This window comes from Dawidia cretensis (assembly GCF_018598175.1).
Lineage (GTDB): Bacteria > Bacteroidota > Bacteroidia > Cytophagales > Cyclobacteriaceae > Ohtaekwangia > Ohtaekwangia cretensis.
On sequence record NZ_JAHESE010000004.1, the window covers coordinates 114,804 to 135,577 of the forward strand.

General features: G+C 49.7%; 18 protein-coding genes. 13 read left to right on the plus strand and 5 right to left on the minus strand.

The features are described from left to right. Window positions 1–69: 69 nt before the first annotated feature. The 4 genes from KK062_RS06800 (at window position 70) to KK062_RS06815 (ending at window position 6,028) form a co-directional block, all read left to right on the plus strand. Complete coding sequence (locus KK062_RS06800) at window positions 70–2,031, plus strand: PAS domain-containing sensor histidine kinase (protein WP_254083511.1); 1,962 nt, start codon at window positions 70–72, stop codon at window positions 2,029–2,031. 68 nt (window positions 2,032–2,099) lie between these two features. Further along, window positions 2,100–2,507: a hypothetical protein gene (locus tag KK062_RS06805; RefSeq protein ID WP_254083512.1), complete on the plus strand. Its 408-nt coding sequence runs from the start codon at window positions 2,100–2,102 to the stop codon at window positions 2,505–2,507. Then, a complete protein-coding gene (locus tag KK062_RS06810; protein ID WP_254083513.1) occupies window positions 2,501–3,562 on the plus strand; it encodes an SDR family NAD(P)-dependent oxidoreductase in 1,062 nt (353 codons plus the stop codon). The genes KK062_RS06805 and KK062_RS06810 overlap by 7 nt, the downstream gene beginning before the upstream one ends. 375 nt (window positions 3,563–3,937) lie before the next feature. Then, window positions 3,938–6,028, plus strand: a complete 2,091-nt coding sequence (locus tag KK062_RS06815; protein WP_254083514.1) for a PAS domain-containing sensor histidine kinase — start codon at window positions 3,938–3,940, stop codon at window positions 6,026–6,028. Window positions 6,029–6,084: 56 nt separating this feature from the next. On the opposite strand, the gene KK062_RS06820 is transcribed toward KK062_RS06815, so the two are convergent. Both KK062_RS06820 and KK062_RS06825 read right to left on the minus strand, forming a co-directional pair. After that, window positions 6,085–6,636, minus strand: coding sequence for a sugar O-acetyltransferase (locus tag KK062_RS06820; RefSeq protein ID WP_254083515.1), 552 nt, complete (start codon window positions 6,634–6,636; stop codon window positions 6,085–6,087). A 20-nt stretch (window positions 6,637–6,656) separates the two neighbouring features. Then, window positions 6,657–7,538 carry a helix-turn-helix domain-containing protein gene (locus KK062_RS06825; RefSeq protein ID WP_254083516.1) on the minus strand — a complete coding sequence of 294 codons (882 nt, stop codon included), beginning with the start codon at window positions 7,536–7,538 and terminating at the stop codon, window positions 6,657–6,659. Window positions 7,539–7,879: 341 nt separating this feature from the next. On the opposite strand from KK062_RS06825, the gene KK062_RS06830 reads away from it, so the two are divergent. From KK062_RS06830 to KK062_RS06855, 6 genes are all read left to right on the plus strand, one after another. Next, complete coding sequence (locus tag KK062_RS06830) at window positions 7,880–9,070, plus strand: NAD(P)-dependent alcohol dehydrogenase (protein WP_254083517.1); 1,191 nt, start codon at window positions 7,880–7,882, stop codon at window positions 9,068–9,070. A 9-nt stretch (window positions 9,071–9,079) separates the two neighbouring features. Then, window positions 9,080–9,529, plus strand: a complete 450-nt coding sequence (locus KK062_RS06835) for a cyclophilin-like fold protein (RefSeq protein ID WP_254083518.1) — start codon at window positions 9,080–9,082, stop codon at window positions 9,527–9,529. A gap of 53 nt (window positions 9,530–9,582) precedes the next feature. Next, the gene (locus tag KK062_RS06840) at window positions 9,583–10,065 is read left to right on the plus strand and encodes a cupin domain-containing protein (protein ID WP_254083519.1); all 483 of its coding nucleotides are present in this window, start codon (window positions 9,583–9,585) and stop codon (window positions 10,063–10,065) included. 653 nt (window positions 10,066–10,718) lie between these two features. Further along, window positions 10,719–11,210, plus strand: coding sequence for an RNA polymerase sigma factor (locus KK062_RS06845; protein ID WP_254083520.1), 492 nt, complete (start codon window positions 10,719–10,721; stop codon window positions 11,208–11,210). Further along, a complete protein-coding gene (locus tag KK062_RS06850) occupies window positions 11,207–11,863 on the plus strand; it encodes a hypothetical protein (protein WP_254083521.1) in 657 nt (218 codons plus the stop codon). Before KK062_RS06845 ends, KK062_RS06850 begins: the two co-directional genes overlap by 4 nt. 63 nt (window positions 11,864–11,926) lie before the next feature. Next, window positions 11,927–12,487 (plus strand): hypothetical protein, encoded by a 561-nt coding sequence (locus KK062_RS06855; RefSeq protein ID WP_254083522.1) that lies wholly within the window; start codon window positions 11,927–11,929, stop codon window positions 12,485–12,487. A 6-nt stretch (window positions 12,488–12,493) separates the two neighbouring features. Here the strand turns inward: KK062_RS06855 and KK062_RS06860 are convergent, their stop codons facing one another. Further along, window positions 12,494–14,044: a sensor histidine kinase gene (locus tag KK062_RS06860; RefSeq protein WP_254083523.1), complete on the minus strand. Its 1,551-nt coding sequence runs from the start codon at window positions 14,042–14,044 to the stop codon at window positions 12,494–12,496. A 259-nt stretch (window positions 14,045–14,303) separates the two neighbouring features. Between KK062_RS06860 and KK062_RS06865 the strand changes: the two genes are divergently transcribed. The 3 genes from KK062_RS06865 (at window position 14,304) to KK062_RS06875 (ending at window position 19,036) form a co-directional block, all read left to right on the plus strand. Beyond that, window positions 14,304–18,110, plus strand: a complete 3,807-nt coding sequence (locus KK062_RS06865) for an ATP-binding protein (RefSeq protein WP_254083524.1) — start codon at window positions 14,304–14,306, stop codon at window positions 18,108–18,110. A 1-nt stretch (window position 18,111) separates the two neighbouring features. Continuing rightward, the gene (locus tag KK062_RS06870; protein ID WP_254083525.1) at window positions 18,112–18,561 is read left to right on the plus strand and encodes a response regulator; all 450 of its coding nucleotides are present in this window, start codon (window positions 18,112–18,114) and stop codon (window positions 18,559–18,561) included. Between the two features lie 76 nt (window positions 18,562–18,637). Beyond that, window positions 18,638–19,036 carry a response regulator gene (locus tag KK062_RS06875; protein ID WP_254083526.1) on the plus strand — a complete coding sequence of 133 codons (399 nt, stop codon included), beginning with the start codon at window positions 18,638–18,640 and terminating at the stop codon, window positions 19,034–19,036. An 84-nt stretch (window positions 19,037–19,120) separates the two neighbouring features. Here KK062_RS06875 and KK062_RS06880 read toward each other — a convergent pair whose 3' ends face one another. Both KK062_RS06880 and KK062_RS06885 read right to left on the minus strand, forming a co-directional pair. Next, on the minus strand, window positions 19,121–19,978 hold the full coding sequence (locus KK062_RS06880) for a nucleotidyl transferase AbiEii/AbiGii toxin family protein (RefSeq protein WP_254083527.1): 858 nt from the start codon (window positions 19,976–19,978) through the stop codon (window positions 19,121–19,123). After that, the gene (locus KK062_RS06885; protein ID WP_254083528.1) at window positions 19,975–20,613 is read right to left on the minus strand and encodes a type IV toxin-antitoxin system AbiEi family antitoxin domain-containing protein; all 639 of its coding nucleotides are present in this window, start codon (window positions 20,611–20,613) and stop codon (window positions 19,975–19,977) included. Before KK062_RS06885 ends, KK062_RS06880 begins: the two co-directional genes overlap by 4 nt. Between the last annotated feature and the right edge of the window lie 161 nt (window positions 20,614–20,774).

The following is a 20,774-nucleotide window of genomic DNA, read 5'->3' on the forward strand; positions in this document are numbered from 1 at the left end:
CAACCCGATAAAAGTGTTGGCGCAGTTCTTTAACGGGCTTAAATATTATACTAAACCAACAAGTCAACGATGGGACTTGCCGACTCAACACACCAAACGCTAAAGCTGATCATTAAAGGCAGTCTGTTAACGCTGGCGGGCTCATGGCAGTCGGGCTTATATACTTCCAGCCTGGCAAGAAACGCCGGAAGGACGATGGACACCTACGATTACCTGATCCGTATAAATGATGTCAGCTATCTTCTGCATCCTGACGATCGCAACCGTATTCAGGAAATGGTTGACGGACATCAGGCCGGCGCCGCGGACTTCGATTTCAGGATAATAGACGGGTTGGGCCATCTCGGATGGGTACATGGCTATGGGCAATTTGTCGATCAGCAAGAAGTTGAGGAGGGTTTGCGTCATTCTGAACAACGTTTTCGGATCATGGCAGACACCGTGCCGCAAATCCTGTGGATCACGGACGGCGACGGCCACGTCGAATTTTTTAATAACCAGTGGACATTATATACCGGTGCTCCCCCGCCGGCCACGGCCGGCGACGTTGCTGCGGACTTTCTGCATCCCGAGGATGGCAAACCCACGCTGGAAGCATTTATGCGTGCAAGCAAAACGCATACTACTTTTCGTGTAGAGCATCGCATTAAAGCTGCCGACGGGACGTACCGGTGGTTTGATGTGCGTGCAGAGCCGCACATCGACGCGCGCACCGGGAAAATAAAAAGATGGTATGGCGCCTCCGTTGATATAACCGAAAAGAAGCAGGCTCAACAGCAACTGCAAGAATTCAACTCACGGCTCGAGCGGCAAGTGGAAGAACGCATGCACGCCATCCGGGAACAAGCACATTTTATAGTCTCCGTGGCGGAAACAATTCCGGATATGCTGAGTGTTCGCAACCTGTCAACCGGCGCAATGGAGTACGTGAACCATGCGCCGTTCACAGCGAATGGTTATGATAGCGAAAAATTGCGCCGCATGACCTCCAGCCAGCGACGGGCCATGGTGCATCCCGACGATTTGAAAGCCGTCTCGGATTATTTTCACGGGTTTCACGAAATGAGCGATGAAGACATCAGTAATGTCGAGTACCGCAGTGAGAATGAAAAAGGGGAGTGGTTGTGGTTCAATGCGCGGGGAAAAGTCTTCAAACGCGATGTCCACGGGCGGGCTACCCACTCGGTGAGTGTAGTGCAAAACATTTCGGCGATGAAGAAGTCCGAGACAGCGCGCATTCAATCGCAGGAAGCCCTGGTGAAGGCAAACGATTCGTTGCTACAGAAAAACCGGGAATTGAAAGCGATGAATGGCGAGCTCAACAACTTCGCTTTTATTGCCAGCCACGATTTACGGGAACCGCTACGGAAGATCCAGTTGTTTGCAAACCTTTTAGTCTCTAAGGAAGGCGATCAGCTTTCGGAAAAGGGAAAAGAACATGCTAAGACAATTGTAGCGTCGGCCGCGCGTATGAATGCGCTGATAGAGGACGTTCTCTCCTTTTCAAAAATCAATACCGGCGTTCCGGGCAAACCGGTCGACGTTGATCTGAATGAAATTCTGCAAACAGTCCTGGACGACCTTCAGCCTGTCATACAGGAAAAAAACGCCATCGTCCGGTTTGATGCGCTGCCGAAAATTAAAGCATACTCCGTGCAGCTTATACAGCTGTTTCAGAACCTCGTCAGCAACGGCATTAAGTTTCAACCCGAAGGCCAGATCCCACACATAGGGATCACGGCAGCGTACGTTTCGGGGCAAGACATTGGGTTGGACTCCGCTGTGAAAGATTTTGAATATCTGAGAATAACGGTAGAGGATGACGGTATAGGCTTTCATCAGGAGTACGCGGACAAGATCTTTGACATGTTTCAGCGGTTGCACGACCATCGTGAGTATCCGGGCACCGGCATGGGGCTTGCCATCTGCCGGAAAGTATTAAAAAACCACGGAGGTTTTATGACAGCAGCCGGAAAGCCAGGCCAGGGTGCGTCCTTCTTTTGCTTTTTTCCCGTAGCTGATTCCGACTAATTATTCAGGCATAATTCTTTCCCTGACATTAGAAGAAAAGTCGGACGAAGGCATCAAACTTTATCGACATGAACAAGCTATTCAATACGGTCGTCGTGGCGCAGGCTGCTTATATTTTTATCACGGGCATCTGGCCGCTGATAGACATCAACAGCTTTATGGCAGTCACGGGCAAAAAGACAGATCTCTGGCTGGTGAAGACGGTAGGAGCGCTGCTGTTGCCGGTAGCAAGCTGTCTGGGCATGTATCGATATTTAAATGCCGACAAACGTCCGGCGATCCTGCTGGGCGGCGCCATCGCAGTCGCCTTTATAAGCATTGACTTTTATTATGCGCTCACAGATGTGATCTCAGACATCTACCTGGTGGATGGGATAATAGAGGTCGGTTTTCTTCTGGTGTGGATAATAGTAGCGATCAACGTTAAACGTCCGGCAGGGAGTGAATCGCATAGTATATCAAATCCTGTTTGTTAACTATATTCTTCATGAAAAAGAGCAACAAGTTGGAGCGCATGGCCGGGTGGCTCGCGGCAATGCTGATAATCGCGGGCATGTCCGGATGTGCGACGGGCAAGCTGAGCAAGCGCGGTCAGGCAAAGGTCTCGCAAAAAACCTTTGTCATAGTCGGTGCGTCCAGTGGTTTAGGGCGCGGCGTTGCCGAGCAGCTCGGCGCCTACCATGCACAGGTGGTTATTGCCGCGCGCCGCACGGAGCTCATGGAAGACGTCGCCCGGCGCATTACTGCCGCCGGCGGAAAAGCTGTCGTCGTAACGATGGATATAAGCCGGCCGGAAGACGTGCAGCGGCTCGCGGACGAGGCAGTGAAACATTTCGGTAAGGTTGATGTTTGGATCAACAACGCGGGTGTCGGTGTCATTGGAAGATTCTGGGAAATACCGCAACAAGATATGGCTCGTTTGATTGACATCAATTTAAAAGGCTTCATCTACGGGACACATACTGCGCTGAAGTTGTTCCTGGCGCAGGGGCATGGCACCATCATCAACCTGGGATCCGTGGAAAGTGAGGTACCACAGGCATATCACTCCGCCTACGCGGCCTCCAAGGCAGCGATCAGAAGCCTGGGCATAGCGATCAACCAGGAGTTGAGACTCCATGATAAAAAGAAGATCAAGGTAGTAACCGTCGAGCCCTGGGCAACAGATACTCCATGGTTCGCGCATGCCGCCAACTACAGCGGGGGCACGCCCCAGATGATTGCGATCGATGGCCCCGAAAAGGTCGTAAATGCCATAATCTGGTCGAGCTTACATCGTCGCAAGGAACTGCCCGTGGGCGGCAAGGGAAAACTGGCCCACCGCATGCATCAGCTTTTTCCCCGCACCGTTGAACGTCTTACGGCCAACGTCGCCCATAGACGTCAAATGAAGCTGGCGCCGCCCGCGCCGGATACAGAAGGATCGTTATATAAATCGACCGACAAAGGCAGCGGCATCAGTGGTGGAATGCGGCAACGTTTAAAGCAGGAAAGAGCCGACCGTAGGGAGCAAAGACGCAAGGACAAATAGACGCCCGGTATAAACGGAATCGGGCCGCGTTTGCCGGGCGTCAAGGATGTTTGCAACGTTGATGTATAGCGAAAAGCGCTAAAAACGTGAATGTCAAACGAAGAATGCGCACACATGCAGATTCGTAATTTCTTGAAATCGATGGATTTTTATGCGGCTGCGGGATAGCCGCGACGAAAAATAATCTATTCTACTTGCTTGGCTGTTAGCTGGTTATCAAAATGCCGAATATCGTCCCGCCATAAAATCCCGCGCAAAGGCCGGGGCTGGAACGACTTTTTAGCCTGAGAAATATAATCAAGGCAATCTTGCCAGTCGTTCTTAATGCAAATATCTCAAGCGAATAAACCCCCGTTCTTTAAAGGGGGTGGTAAAATGGGTGAGCAAACCCGCAATTTCAACTGGTCAACAAGTTCTCTGGGCGTGATTGAACAATGGCCATACAGTCTCCGCACAACGGTAAGCAATATGCTTTGGAGCGGTCATCCGACCCTCGCTTTTTGGGGACAAGATTTCATCTGTTTTTACAACGATGCTGTTATGTCTAGCCTCAGCGGCGATATACATCCTTCGGTAGGGCGAAAGGCAAAGGATGTTTGGAAAAATGGGTGGGACACCGTTGGCCCATTACTCCAATCCGTATTGGCGACAGGTACAGGCGTCACCGTGAAAGATCAACCGGTATTTTTTATCCCAAACAGCGATATAGAAGATGTTTGCTGGACCTTCATTTTTAGTTTGATAGAGGACGATGACGGCGAACCAGGCGGAGTCTTGGTATCCTGTATAGAAACCATGAAGGCTGTCGCTGCGCGGAAAGCAACCGAGATAAGTGAAGCCAAGCTGCGGTCGATCATTGCTGCGGCTCCTGTCGCCATAGGTCTGTTTGTGGGACGCGACCTCATCATTGAAAATCCGAACCAGGCTTTTATTGACATTGTCGGAAAAGGACCGACGATCGTTGGAAAGCCCCTTCGGGAAGCAATGCCCGAGCTGATTACAGAGGGGCAGCCATTCCTGAAAATCCTCGATGATATATTTACAAATGGAAAACCTTTTACATCTCCGGCTTCCCTTGTAAGGATTACCCAGAACGGAGTTTTAAATGACAACTATTACAATATCTCCTACGTGCCCCTTTTCAACGCGGAGGATGACGTATATGCCATTCTCGACATTGCAGTGGATGTTACCGGGCAGGTGAAGGCTCAACAAGCCGTAAGTGAAAGTGAGTCGCGGTTCCGTAATTTGGTTATGCAAGCGCCCGCAGCCATGGCAGTGTTTCGGGGCGAGCATTATATCACCGAGATTGCAAATGATAGTTATCTTCAGCTTGTCGATAAAAAGGCATCCGATTTCGTGGGTGTTCCACTGTTCGAGAGCCTTCCTCATGTGCGACCTTTCATAGAGTCGATCGTGCGGGATGTAGTAAGAACCGGCAAACCGTTTTATGGTCGCGAGTTCGAGGTGATACTCGAACGGAACGGGGTAAAGGAGTCTGGCTTCTTTAACTTCGTGTACTCATCCCTCTACGAGTCGGACGGAAAAGCACATGGATTCATCGTCGTGGCGCACGAAGTGACCGAGCAAGTCCATGCCCGGCATGAGCTGGCCGAAAGCCGCGCTGCGTTGGAAATTCAGGTACAGTTGCGTACCGAGGAACTGGCTGCCACAAATGAAGAGCTTCAGGCAACAAACGAAGAGCTTGCGGTCATAAATGAAGAACTATCGGATTCCACCAAACGGCTGTCGCTTAGTAATGACGAGCTGCGGCAATTTGCCTATGCCGCCAGCCATGACCTTCAGGAGCCGCTGCGTAAAATCCGGACGTTTGCAGATCGTCTGTTGCACGTCGACGGGATACCGGAGATGGGCCGGAATTTGTCGCTGAAAATTGCCGAATCATCGGAGAGAATGAGTTCGCTTGTTAACAGCCTGCTGGAGTTTTCGCACATTGCCGAGTCGCAGCGTCCCTTTGAACGGGTGGATCTGACAACGCTGGTAGGCGATATCTTGAAAGATTTTGAATATACAATGGAGGAGAAAAATGCAACGATCCAGTGCAACGATCTTCCTGTAATCGACGCGTCAAGGCTCCAAATGCAACAGCTTTTCGGAAACCTCATTAGCAACGCACTGAAGTTTTCCCGCCCCGACGTACGTCCCAATATTATAATTCAAGGAAAGCTGGTGGATGCGAAGAATGTCAAAGAATATATAGATCGTCCGAACCAGCTGCAGTACGTACATCTTTCTGTTGCAGACAATGGGATAGGTTTGGAAATGCAATATGTCAATCAGATCTTCGAGATTTTCAGAAGGCTTCATACCCAGGATAAATACAAAGGCTCCGGCATAGGCCTGGCGCTTTGCAAAAAAATTGTTCTGAACCATAAGGGACATATCAAAGTGCAATCAGTCGTTGGCGAGGGAACCACTTTTCATATTATTTTGCCGGTAGCGTAGCGAAAGTCCACCTGCCAATCTACGCCTTCTGCAGCCTTCCGGTCTGCGTGGGTCACCTAAGAAATCGTTTTTAAAAGCCTTGCGGGAACACCGCCCACAACGGCATTCGCGGGAACATCTTTATTGACCACCGCCCCCGCAGCCACGATCGAGTTTTCCCCCACCGTAACACCCGGCAAAATGACTGCACCAGCTCCGATCCAGACGTTTTTCTGTATAACAATCGGCTTCAGATCGAGGAATTTCCGCTTCGATGGATCAGCCGGGTGATTTTCCGTAATGAGACTCACCTTCGGCCCTATCAGTACATCATCTTCGATCGTGATGCCGCCCATATCGAGAAACGAGCACGCATGATTGATGAACACATTTTTACCGAGCTTTATATGCTTTCCGAAGTTGGTGTGAAAAGGAACAAATATCGTCGTGCTCCTGTCGATCTCACATTCAATGATCTCACTCAGGCGTTCACGCATCTCGTCGATTGTCGTTGACGCATTAAGCGCCGGCGATAACCGTAGTGCGCGGAAGACAACGTCCCAGGCTTCGCCCATTTCATCATTCCGGATTATCTCCCCGGCAAGCATTTTTTGGAAAATATTGGCCATGGCTAAACGTGCTATTTATCCTATGCTCCTGCAGGTCGCAGTGACATCGGGTTTGTTCCTGTGATACGCTTAAAGAAATTATTAAAATACGTTGGATACTCGAATCCGAGTGCATACGCTATATCTGCGACATTCCAGTCTGTATGAAGCAGTAATGCTCTCGCTTCGCTTACGACGCGCTCACTGATATGTGTAGTAGTTGCCTTGCCAGTTATTTCCTTCACCGCCTTGTTCAGGTAGTTAACGTGTATATTCAAACTGCTGGCATAATCCTGCGCCGTACGTAGCTGAAGCGGACAGTCTTTGCTTTCTATCGGGAATTGCCTCTCCAGTAACTCCAGGAAGACATTGGTTATCCGGTGGGCGGCATTTTTTACCTGATCAAAATTCTCCGCCGGCTGAAGTTTCAAAGCCTCGTGAATAATGAGATTAATATAATTCCGAATAAGATCATCTTTAAAAGTATAGTTGCTGGTTTGTTCCACCATCATGTTTTTGAAGATCCCGTTCAGGAACTCCCGCTTCTCTTCTGAAATGTGAAATATTGGTGTACCGCCAATCCGAAAGAGCGGTGAATGTTGCAGGCTTTCCGTTCGATCGGCGGGTTTATAAAAGTCTTCGGAAAACAGGCATGTATAACCGACATAACTTCTTGAAATGGTTTCCCAGGAATACGGAACGTTCGGGTTAGCAAAAAAGAGAATCGTCCCGGTCATCTCAAAACTACGGTCAGCATAGTTAATGATACTTTCGCCCGTCGTCAGGCATATCTTGTAAAAATCTTTCCGACTATATGCGCGAACCGCACTTGAGTCATCCTCGATCTGGAAAACGTTGAATCCTTTCAGCTTGAGTTCTGTGTTGAAATTCGAAACCGATCGATCATGGCTTTTCTTTTGCATAATTCTCACGTTACGGATACAAACTTACCTAACATAACCACGCGCTGCCTTAAGAAATTCAAACTGATCCTTAAGAAAATCAAATACTCCCTTTGGCAGAAGGTAAGGCTATTGAACCCAACACGTGAGCCAAACCCTTGCCTCCGATTCTTTCAACCAGTAAGCACTTTAAATACCAATAGGCTCATGAAAGGTCATTTTTTATCCGTTTTAAGGACACTTACCGTTTAATGGCGAACCCCGGTTGATTTGAAAGTCTTAAGGATCGGTTTGAAAGTCTTAATCCCCCGACTGCCCAGGTCGATACCTTTGTATTCAACAAATCAACACAAAGCCACAATATGAAACCTAACGATAAAACGCCCAACAACGGAAGACGGGAGTTCATCCAGAAAAGCGCTTTGGCCGGAGCCGGCCTGGCGTTTTTGAGCACCGGCGGCGTACTGGCCGGTCAAAATAGAGAGAAGCCCGCAGCGCCAAATATCAAATCAAAAGGCTATGCTGCAAAAGATGCTTCTGGCAAACTCAGCCCCTGGCAATTTGAGCGCCGGCCGCTTGGTGACAACGACATTCTCATTGACATTAAATATGCAAGCATCTGTCACTCCGACATCCATCAAATGAAAGGAGACTGGGGTCAGCAAAAATATCCACAAGTCCCCGGCCACGAGATTGCAGGCATCGTTGCCGCTGTCGGCAAAAACGTAACCAGGTTTAACGTTGGTGACCGCGCCGGTGTAGGCTGTATGGTTGACAGTTGCATGACCTGCGAAAGCTGCAAACATGGCGAAGAGCAGTTTTGCGACAACGGTGCCACGCTGTTTACCTACGGCTATCCCGACAAGACATCTCCATCGGGCATCACCCAGGGGGGATACTCCAATAATATAGTCGTAAGAGATCACTTTGCTGTACACATCCCGGATCACCTCAGCCTGCAGGAGGCAGCGCCATTACTCTGCGCAGGGATCACCACCTATTCACCGTTAATGAACGCAAACTTCAGAAGAGGTGATAAAGTAGGTGTTGCCGGTATCGGGGGACTCGGGCACCTGGCGATCAAGCTGGCCGTATCGAAGGGTGCGGATGTATATGCCTTTACAACATCGGCGGACAAAGTAACAGACATCCTGTCATTCGGCGCCAAAGAAGCAATAGTGGTCAATGATCTTTCTAAACTCAAACCCTACAAAGGCAAGCTTGATTACCTGATTTCAACCATTCCCGCGCAGTTCGACGTAGCCGCGTATGCATCGGTGGTGAAACGAAACGGCTTTTTTACGCAGGTCGGTATGCCCGCAGGATTCCAGCTTACCGTGAGCAACATTGCCCTGGCCAACACGCATGTCAATTTCAACGCATCGCTGATCGGCGGAATTCCAGAAACCCAGGAAGTGGTTTATTATTGTGCGGACAACAAGGTCACTCCCAAAATCGAGATTATCAAAGCAGAAGAGATCAACGATGCCTGGACAAAGGTGATGAACAAACAAGCGAGATATCGGTTTGTAGTTGACGCCGCCACATTTTAATTCAACACCATGAGATACTCATTTGCCATCGTGCTATTGATTTCGCCGTTATTGTTTGGGGCAGCCTGTAATGCAGAAAATCCAGAACCCGCTATCATCGATCCCGTGAAAAATTCCATAACCATTAAGATCGGAGAGAAGGTCTTCACAGCCACACTCTTTGATAATTCCACCGCAACAGCATTCAAAGCCATGTTGCCATTAACGCTTTCCATGACGGAGCTAAATGGAAATGAAAAACATTTCCGGTTGGCTCAAAATCTCCCCACCCGTGCGTCCAATCCTGGAACAATCCATTCCGGAGATTTGATGCTTTGGGGAGCCAACACATTGGTGCTGTTCTACGAAACATTCTCCACTTCGTACGGCTATACACCACTTGGAAAAATTGATGATCCGACCGGCTTGGCCGCAGCAGTGGGATCGGGCGACGTAACGGTGAACATCGACTTACAATAGGGGCGTGGTCCGGCACAGAATATGAACCGAAGCATTACACGAAAGTATAAACTATGAAGAGTGTTCAGAAAATTATAACCGTAGGTATCGTCGGGTTCCTCCTGACGTCGCTCTCAAGCGCTGGCCAATCAATTAAACCCGCAGAACATCTGATCTTCCCTCGGGGCGACGCTGGCCCATCAACGACGTTTACAGGCAAAGCCTACAACTACAACCTTGTGGCAACCGATTCAACCTACAGCACACTGGTTGGTAATGTGTACTTTGAACCCGGTGCCCGTTCACACTGGCATATCCACCCTGCAGGGCAAATTTTGATCGTTACCGATGGAGATGGCTATCATCAAATTGAAGGACAACCGAAGCACATTGTGAAAAAGGGTGATGTAGTGAAATGTCCTCCAAATGTCAAACATTGGCACGGAGCAACCGAATACAGCAGTATGTCGCAGTTATACATCATTCCGAATACAGAGAAGGGCATAGTCAACTGGATGGACAAGGTGACGGATGAACAATACAAGTCGAAAAAGTAACATTGCATTATCGACGAATTCTGCATTCGCGGCGTCGCTCCCGGGAGTTCTGTGATAAACGCTGTCCTTTCTTGTGACCCCATTTACCGTTATGACATTATCATACGGTAACATAAATCGCGGATACCGTCTTGTTCGTATGACACGCGAAACCTCACCATTTTCCTTACTCCTTTGGGCGCTTCTCAGCATTTTTACGGCGTTCGATCTTTCCGGGCAATCGCGGGAGAGCAGTCGATATCTTTCCCGACAGTACAATCGGCAGGTTAAAAAGAGAGTTCGCCGGCGTACTCGCTGAACAGGAACACCCGCCGCGGGAATCGCGCTCGTGCATAGATCCGGGAGGATATTGGTAGAAGGGTTTGGCAAGGCTGACATGGAGCACGACGTCGACGCTGATGCCGCGACCGTTTTCCACTGGTCACAGCGTACCTGATCTTCTTCAAGGTAATTCCAGTCATAACCTGGCCAAAACCGACCGACTACTCGCTCCTCGAATTCCTGGCAGGATCTTCAAGCGCGGCACGCCATGTTTGAGAGAGAATCGTAACCAGGCCAATCGTTAGACCGGCCGGCTATTTTTGAACAGTATTTAAAATAAACTGGTTTGGCTCGTAAGATTTTGAACATCGCAGGCGACTGATCTGGCAACTATGGAAAAAGACTTTATCGCCCTGGTCAATCAAAATCGTGGCCTTCTTTATAAGGTTTGCCATGTTTATGAGCGGGAGCGCGAATACCAGCAGGATCTCTTCCAGGAGATCGTGCTCCAGCTGTGGCGTGCCTACCCTACGTTCCGAGGGGAGGCGCGCGTCACAACATGGATGTACAGAATCGCATTGAACACGGCCATTTCGTACGTCCGGCAGATCCTGCGGCGCCCTGCATTACAGGCATTGACTTCCGACGAAGCGCTGGTGCCTGCATGGGAAAGCCTGGAGGATGAAAGCGATTCAGTCGCCATGTTGAAGGAGGCCATTCAACGGCTCACCAACATTGAAAAGGCGCTCATGATGCTGTACCTCGAAGAGAAGAGCTATCGGGAGATTGCCGACATCCTGGGCATCACCACATCGAACGTGGGGGTAAAACTCAATCGTATCAAATCAAAACTCGAACAAATCATCAAAACATTACCGTCATGAATCTCGAAGAAATAAAAACAGCCTGGAAAGCTTATGACACGCGACTGCAATCATCGAAGGCACTCAGCGACAGGCTTATTGTAAGTATGATTACCGAGCGCTCCGGTTCGCGCTTCGCGACGGTCAAGCGCAATTACCTCGCAGGCTTCGCGTGGATGACCGTATGCCTTGCATTCGGGATTGCCATCATCACGGGGAACCCATTCGATTATGTGTACACGTCACAATACATTCCCGCATGGATCTATTGCGTCTGCCTGCTCATGATGACCATCACCACCGCAAGACACTATAGAAGTCTCGATAATATTACCCTATCGCAGGCAACCCTAAGCAGCGCGTTGAAAGACATCATAGCCGTGTATGAAAGGCCTCGTAAGTTTATCACGTATATTATACGTGTGTTTGTGTTTTCACAGCTTGTCCTTTTTCCGCTATCATTTCTTCCCAAGAATATCGAACGTTTGGGCGTATGGCCCGCCCTGGCGGAACGTCTTATCCCGATAAGCATTGCCGTGGCCTTATTTTACATTGCGCACAGGGTAGGAGCCTTTAAGCAACGCCATGTGCAGAAATTCAAGGCAGACCTGACAGAGCTCGAACAGCTGCAGGCTATGAACGATGAACTGAACGCCGATTCAGAGGTTTCTTAACTAAGCCGGGGGGAGGTTTTTATAGAAAGATCGTTTAGTTTTGACCTGATTATGATTAAGTGCTTGCCTGAATTTCTATTCCATTATTACGAGATCGACCATGGACCATTCCGAAATATTACTGAACATGGGTACGAAAAAGCAGAAAATATCCAGCGTCGTATCTCGAAAGGATGGAATAGTAAAAGGCCGGCCAACTATATCGATTTAAGATTTTCATTGGAATCCAGAATTAAAGAGCAGTTTATCCTGAAAGGTGGGAGGCCAGGCAGAAATGACCCTTTCTATTTTACGCTGGGAGAATGTGATTGGGCAAAATCATGGTATGTAAATCCCGGCGTAATAAAAATTCCGTTAGCGGACTTTCAACCCGATCATATAAGTTTTACGTATCCCGATAGCATGGTGTCGTTTCAGTTTTACGATGAGCCAAAACTTGCAACGTATAGAAAAGATTGTAACGGACGGGTTTTTTTGTTAAGTGAAATAAAGGATCTGATCGATGAATACGGACTGCCGTCAGAGGAAAAATCACATGCAGTGGAAGAATGTAAATATGATAAATACATAGAAGCCCAGGTATGGGATGACGCAGTAATAAACCAATATAAGAGCAAAGCCTGAGTATACTCACGTCTGCTGATCCTTCGCCATAAGTGGAAGCAATAGATGAAACACAGCGCCTTGCCCAAGCTCGCTTTCAGACCAGATATAACCGTCATGCGATTCGACTACCTTTCGTACAATCGACAGGCCAATACCTGACCCGCGGTATTGCTCAGACGAATGAAGCCGGGTAAATACCATAAAGATCTTGTCGGCATCCTTTTGGTCGAAACCAATGCCGTTGTCAGTTACCTTGATGTGATGAAATACCTTTTCATAATCGCCTGCCGCACAATACGCCTGAAACTCGCCGCCGGTAACCACGGTGGACGTTACGGAGATCGACGGCGCCACGGCCGTCTTGCTATATTTCAATGCGTTGCCGATTAAATTCTGAAACAATTGATGCATCTGGCGTTTGCTTGCAAGGAGTATAGGGAGCGGATGGATATCGACCGTGGCGCTTCTCGTTTCAATTTCCAGCTCCAGGTCCTCCAGCACTGTCTGAAGAACCTTGTTTAAATCAACCTGTTCTTTTTGCGATGTGCCTTTTGCAGCTTGTGAGTAGTCCAGCAGATCTTCAATTAAGTTCTGCATCCGCCGTTGCGAATTTTCGAGACGCTCGAATAGTTGCAGCTGATTTTCGTTCAGCTGCGACCTCAGCCCTTCTTTTAAGCGATCGAGATAGAATTGGGATTTGCGAAGCGGCTCGCGTAAATCATGTGACGCAGCATAGGCAAACTGTTCAAGGTTCGCATTGGAATACTGCAGCTCCTCGAGTGTCTTTTCAAGTTTTAATGTTCTGCCTGTTACAAGCGCGTCGAGTCGTTGTTCGGTATCTTTTTGGTCAGTAATGTCGGTGCTGGTGCCATACCAGCTTATCAGGTTCCCATCTTCGATCACCGGCAGGCCACGTGTCAGGAACCATTTGTAGTCGCCTTCTTTTGTCCTGTAGCGAGCTTCCATGGCGTAGGGAGTATGGCGAGCCAGCGCATGGTGCCAGGCATCCACGCATTTATCCAGATCGTCCGGATGCAACACGCTCATCCACCCAAAGCCGTGCGTTTCTTCCGGGGTGAGCCCCGTGGTGCGGTACCACAGCTCATTGCAAAAGTCGATGCGGCCTTGCTCATCGGCCGTCCAAACGATCACCGGCATAGAGTTGGCAAGCTCCGTCCATCTCTTTTCTCCACGCTGTGCGGATTGCTTCGCAACAACTTTCTCCGTCACGTCGTATCCCACGGCGATGACGCCCGTTATTTCACCGGCTTCATAAAAGGGTTGATAGATGAAATCAAAATAATAGATGTCAACGACATCACGCCGTTCAAATTGAATGGGGTACTCATAGGCACTGAAAGGGTTGCCGGTTTTCCGAACATTGTCCAAAAGATGGCGGAAACCCTGCCTTTCCAGCTCCGGGAACACTGCGAAAAGCGATTTGCCAAACACCGTTGCGTCTACCTTCCAAACTTTCAATAACGCATCGTTTGCGAATTCTAACACATACTCCTCACCCCGCACAAAACCGATGACGACAGGTGCCTGATCAAAGATTTTATAAATGCTTTCCATAGTGAGCTCCTCTTCATCTTTCAGGCTCCGACTTCTGCTGAAAAATAGTATGCCATACTCCAAAAGACTGCCGTCGGATCGATCGAATTGTTACCAGAGAAGACGGTACTGCCGAAAGAACTAACCTACCGTTGCCAGCTTCTTGCGAATGCAGAAGAACTTTCCTGAGGCGGTCCGATGCCATCGGGCATCCGTTGTATTTAAAATATTTATTGGCCATCTTACCGCACTCAATTTTTCAGGCCCTTACCATAAACGCATGGACTCTCCAACTTCGGCCAGGCCAAATGTCACCCCCGAATTTTTGGCAGGCGGGGGTGAGATGGGCCAGCGAATTCGTGAATATAATTGGGCGAACACGCCACTCGGCCCCGTAGAATCGTGGCCACAAAGTCTTCGCACCTGCGTGCGGATCATGCTGACCTCTCGTCAGCCTATCTGGATCGGCTGGGGAAGGGACCTTATCAAGCTTTACAACGACCCCTATAAGGATATCGTCCGCGGCAAACATCCGTGGGCCCTCGGCACACCGGCGTCTGAAGTTTGGAAAGACATCTGGAAGGACATCGGACCGATGCTCCGGCAGGTAATGGAAGAAGACGAAGGGACGTACGTGGAATGCCAGCTGCTGATCATGGAACGCAACGGGTATCCGGAAGAGACCTATTATACATTCTCCTATACACCCATTCCCGGCGACCAGGGCGGCACAGCCGGCATGATCTGTGCCAATACCGATGACACGGAGCGCATAATAGGCGAGCGCCAGCTGGCAACACTGACCCAGCTTGCAAAGAACCTGGCCGATTGCGGTTCGGTCGCAGAAGTCATTTCGAACAGTATCAAAACCTTCGAGCAGAATCCCCACGACTTTCCCTTTGCGCTGTTCCGCACGGTTTCCAACGACAGGGCAACGCTGGCCGGCTCGACAAACCTGGGCGAAGCGGCGTCCATTGTACAAGCGGAAATCGACCTGCGTGCTGATCATGAGATCGCGAATACCTTGCGCCACGCCCTGGGTACACGGCAACTGCAGCTGTTTGAAGATGTTACCCGGAAAGTGGGTGCCCTGCCCAGGGGCGCCTGGGCCGTGAGCCCGGAAAAATTAATAGTCCTTCCGATCGCACAACCTTCTGCACCGGATCCCTATGGCCTGCTAATCATCGGGCTGAACCCCTACCGTCTGCTGGACGACAAGTACCGCGGTTTTTTTATGCTGGTGGCCGACCAGATTGCCAGTAGCTTCGCCAATGTTCACTCGCTCATCCAGGAGCGTAAAAGGGCCGAGGCGCTCGCGGCGCTGGACAAGGCCAAGACGACATTCTTCGCCAACATCAGCCACGAGTTCCGCACGCCGCTCACGTTGTTGCTGGCGCCTGTAGAGGATGCACTGGGGGACCCCAATCTCGATCCCGAGAACAAAGCCAGAATGGACGTGGCCTACCGCAACGCGCTGCGCATGCAGAAGCTGGTCAATACGCTGCTGGAATTCTCACGCATCGAGGCGGGTCGGATAGAGGGTAAATTCCGGCAGGTCAATATCGCTGCGCTCACCACAGATCTGGCCAGCACGTTCCGGTCGGCGGTCGAGCGGGCCGGCATGCACCTGAACATGGTATGCCATCCGGTAACGGGCCCGGTATATGTAGACCCCGACATGTGGGAGCGCATTATTCTTAACCTCGTATCAAACGCATTTAAATACAGCAAGCAAGGCGAAATTACCGTCTCCGTCGGTCAGCGCGGCGATGCCGTCGAAGTGTCGGTAGCCGATATGGGCATTGGCATACCCGCCGGGCAGCTGGATAAGATCTTCAGCCGGTTCCACCGTGTGGATAACCCGGGCGGCCGCAGCGAGGAGGGATCCGGCATCGGGCTAGCCATGGTGAAGGAGCTCGTCAAACTACATTTCGGTAAGATCACCGTAACGAGCACCCCGGGTGAGGGGTCCGTCTTTACCGTGTCCGTCCCCGTTGGAAAGAGCCACCTGAACAGTGAGCAAATTGAGGAATCATTTAACCAAAGCGATCTTTTTAACCACTCTACGGCATTTGTCGAAGAAGCGCTGAAGTGGCTTCCCGCTGAACAGTCACGCGAGCACCAACCGAACAATCGCAGCCAGGTGCAGGGCGACAGAAGCAAAGTACTGCTGGCCGACGACAACGCCGATATGCGAAGTTACCTGGCGCGGCTCCTGTCCGAGCAGTTTGACGTGGCAACCGCCGTCGACGGCGAAGATGCTTTTCGTAAAGTCCTCGAATTCCGACCCGACCTCGTGCTCTCCGATATCATGATGCCGCGGCTCGACGGATTTGGATTGCTGAAGAAAGTGCGTAGCCACGCCGAAGTAAAAAATACCCCTCTGATCTTTCTGTCCGCGCGTGCCGGTGAAGAGGCAAAGGTCGAGGGGCTCGATGCCGGCGCGGATGATTACCTGGTCAAACCGTTCTCCGCGCGCGAGCTGATGGTACGGGTGAGCAACCATATCCGGATTAACCAGGTCCGGCGCGAAACGGAGCTGCAGTTTTACCGGCTCTTCCTGGAGGCGCCAGCCATCATAAACGTGTTCAGAGGCAAGGATTTTCGGTACGAATTATTTCATCCGAAGAACAAGGAAGTCTTCGGCGATGTGGACTTCACAGGCATGGCTATACTGGAGGCCCTTCCCGAGCTGAAAGACCAGCCCATCATGCAACAGCTCAACCAAGTATATTACGAGGGCAAGACCATCTATGAAAATGAAAGGCACGTGACATTCGCGGGCCATGGCGGACCGCCCAAAGAGTGCTACTTCAACTATATTTACCAGCCATGGTACGACCTGAAAGGCAACATCCAGGGCGTGCTGAATTTCGCCATCGACGTTACCGAGCAGGTTCTGACCAGGAAGAAGATCGAAGACAGTGAAAGGCTGTTCCGCCTGGTGCTGACGGGCTCTCCCAGTATTTTCCTGTTTCTGCAGGGCCGCGAGATGCGCATCACGTTTGTGAACGAGCCGCTGCTGGCCTCGTGGGGAAAAACGGAAGAGATCGTGGGAAAAACGTTACTGGAGGTGCTGCCCGAGCTGGCCGGTCAACGCTTTCCCCGCATCCTCGACGATGTGTTCACCTCGGGCAAGGCCTACCACGGAAAGGAGGAGAAAGCGGTTATCTATAAAGATGGCGTTGCCCACGAAGTGTATTACAACTATCTCTACCAACCCATCCAGGAGCCTAACGGCCCGGTTACCGGCGTGAACGTTATGGCCACCGACATTACGGCGCAGGTCGTTGCCCGCCGGGAGATTGAAGACAGCGAGCGAAAATATCGTGAGCTGTCAGCGCACCTGGAAGCGATTGTGGAAGAACGAACGGTCGAGCTGCGCCGGTCGAATGAAGACCTTCAGCAGTTTGCGCACGTTGCCAGCCACGACCTCAAGGAACCGGTGCGGAAGATGAAGACGTTCATCAACCGGCTCGATGACGAATATGGCGAGTTGCTGCCTGGGAAAGGCCGGGCCTATCTCGACAAAATGCGCACGGCATCGACGCGCATGTACGACATGATCGATGGCGTTTTGAAATACTCCTCGGTCAACGAAGGCGGCCAGGAGATTGAGTCGGTCGATCTGAACGACGTTATCGCCAGCATCGAATCCGACCTGGAAATGTTGCTCCAGCAAAAGCAGGCCATCCTGGAGAAAGGTAAATTGCCGATCATTGACGGTGCCGGCGTCCTTATTTACCAGCTTTTCTACAACCTGATCAACAACGCGCTGAAGTTCTCAAAAGACACGCCTCACATTATCGTTTCCGCCAAAGTCAACGGTAGCGCCGCCGCCCCGATGGCAGAGGTAACGGTACAAGACAACGGAATCGGTTTCAACGAAGTGTATGCCGAAAAAATCTTCGACGCTTTTTCCAGGCTGCATCCCAAAGACCGGTACGAAGGAACCGGTTTGGGATTGGCACTATGCAAAAAAATAACCGAACGTCACCACGGCACCATCCGTGGAACCAGTGAAGAAAATAAGGGAAGCGCTTTTATCGTAACGTTGCCCATCAAACAACAAAACAGCATACTATAATATGTCCAAAGCTACTAAGATTCTTCTTGCCGACGATGATAAAGACGACCGCGAAATTTTTTCCGAGGCGTTGGCCTCGGTCGACGCCAACGTGCTGTACGAAGGTGTCGAAGACGGCGAAGAGGCGATAGAAGCGCTCTCGGATGCCCCGAATAGACCCAATATAATTTTTCTCGATATCAATATGCCGGTCATGAATGGCTGGGATGTGCTGAAAAAGCTGAAGGGTGACAGTACATATGGTGATATACCGGTCATTGTATATTCGACATCATCCGGCGAAAAAGAAAAACGAACTGCCTTCGACCTGGGCGCTCTTTGTTTTGTTACAAAACCGGATAGCGTGAAGTTGATAAAAGCAATGCTGGAGATCGTGATCTTGAAGGTGAAAAGTAATGATGTATCGCCCCAGCTGTGCAGGGAAATTCAACGTTTGCTCAGACAAGCCTGACGTTTACACCGGCGTTCCGAGACCTATGGTACTTCGCTCAAAAAAGTAGTTCATCCAAGACATATAAATTCCTCGTATGACAATTTTTTATGCTGATGACGATCAGGAAGACCAGGAGATTTTTCGCGAAGTCGTTTTAGCGTTAGATCCAAACGCGACGATCATTTTTGCCAACACTGCGTTTGACGCTTTGCGAATTTTGGAGGAGCTACCGACCCCGCCAGACGCCATGTTTTTTGACCTCAATATGCCGATGATGACGGGAATTGAGTGCGTCAAAAGCGTACGCGCTACAAGTCGCTATAAACACACTCCGATCGTAATATTCTCCACTACGTCGAATGCTGTTGAAGTGAAGGCGGCAATTGACGCCGGGGCTGACAAATTCCTCGTGAAACCAAATTCTTATGTTGAGCTCCAGGACGAGCTCCGGCAGATCTTAGGCTTTCGTATGCATTTGTATGGATGTTGCTGAATTTTCGGGAGTCCAGGAAGCGCGGTGTGAAATCCTGCAGCGCATGTTGGACTAAAAACGGCTACGTGTCAGTGACTGCCGTTCTTACGCGTGCACAACCAGCTGCCTGGAAAGATCGTGAAAATACTTAGGCGACCATATTTCCAGCTTCCTGCCATCTGGAATAAACCGGATTATATCGCCTTTCACTTTCTCCATATTCACCGCGTCGATCTTCCTGGCCAGGAGCGCTCTAAAATCCTTTTCCGTAAAAGCTTCGTCGGGTAAATCTCCACTAGCCTTCGCACGTTCGACGAAGTGCCCCAGGTGCAACGATGTCTTGTTTTTTATATACCACTCAAGGTCATACCAGTCACGCCCCTTCACATTATTTTTCCATTTTCTAAACAACAACGCGTGCATTTTTCCGGCATACAAAAATGGAAGAGAAAAACACCGCACATAGAATGAAAACGGCTTTAGTAATAACTTTTCTTCTGTTTCAAAACCCGGGGGTGGGAGGGTATCTACTTCGATCTTGATTTTAATGTTTACAGGCTGACTCAAACCGGCTTGAGGAAGCACTCCTTCCAGGATAAGTTCTTTCCATATCGTCTCGGCTTTAAGAAATGCAGATTCAACCTGACTTTCAATCGTTTTCTTTTTGTCCCGGATGGAAACCTTCATGCCCAACGATTCAAATTCAGCATGGACAGCGTCCAGGTATCGATCAAGGGAAAATTCGGTATTCACTTCCAGCAGTGAGAAGTCAAGATCCTCGGAAAAACGATCGAGGTTGTAAAAAATTCGCAGCGCTGTCCCACCGTAAAAGGCTGCTTTCTCAAAGAAGCCCGCACGGTACAATCCTGCCAGGGCCACCTCCTGCATGATCTCACGAAGGGCAGCATGGGCTTCATCTTTGTTTTGAGGTTTATATTCGGCGAGCCAATCTTTTATCATCATAAATCGCGGATAGCATCAATCAACATTTGTAAACTTTCTTCCTTGATCGAGTGTCCGACCCAGGTAGACATTTTTTCCGTATTGAGCTCGCTTAACTTATCTTCATCCATGCGCATGTTTTCCAACAAAAACTCCCGGGCACTTTTCTTGCTCCGCAGTAGTAGGCCCGCCGTGGTAATGACTTTGTCACAGATAGCCTTTTCGGGTGACGCCACCATGGCATACTGGTCTTCCGACAGCATCTCCCGTTGTATGCCGAAGGCATAGTATGGCAAAGCGATCCTGGTATAGGTAAATGTCCCTACGGCAGTTACAAATTTGCGAGATGTTTTTGTTGTTGCCGAGGCTATTTCATAAACGCGTTCGGGGATGAAACCGTGGTATGCCAGCGCGGTCTCCATGGAAACATAACTCGGCCCCAGAATATGGTTAGCCAATAAAAAAGGCTCAGGCTTTCCGGAGTTTAGCCGCGGTCCAGCTACGTAAAGCCCTTTTTTGACTGGTTCAATAAACCCATCACGCATCAGTTTATGAATTTTGTCGTTGGGTTGCTTGAAAGACTTCAATACAGACAGAAGCAGTTGATGCGTCAGTGGCTGATGAGCATATTGCCTGATCCGGTCTACAAAATCCATAACAAATGTATTTTTTTTACAAGATAATCTGTTTTTCGCAGATTATCTTATAATAATATTACAATTTATAAGCCGAATTAGAATACAACTCCTGTCCAAGTTGCAAAAAAATGGTACCAACCTCCTGTTAAGTGATTTGTGTGATGAGCGTAATGCTTTGA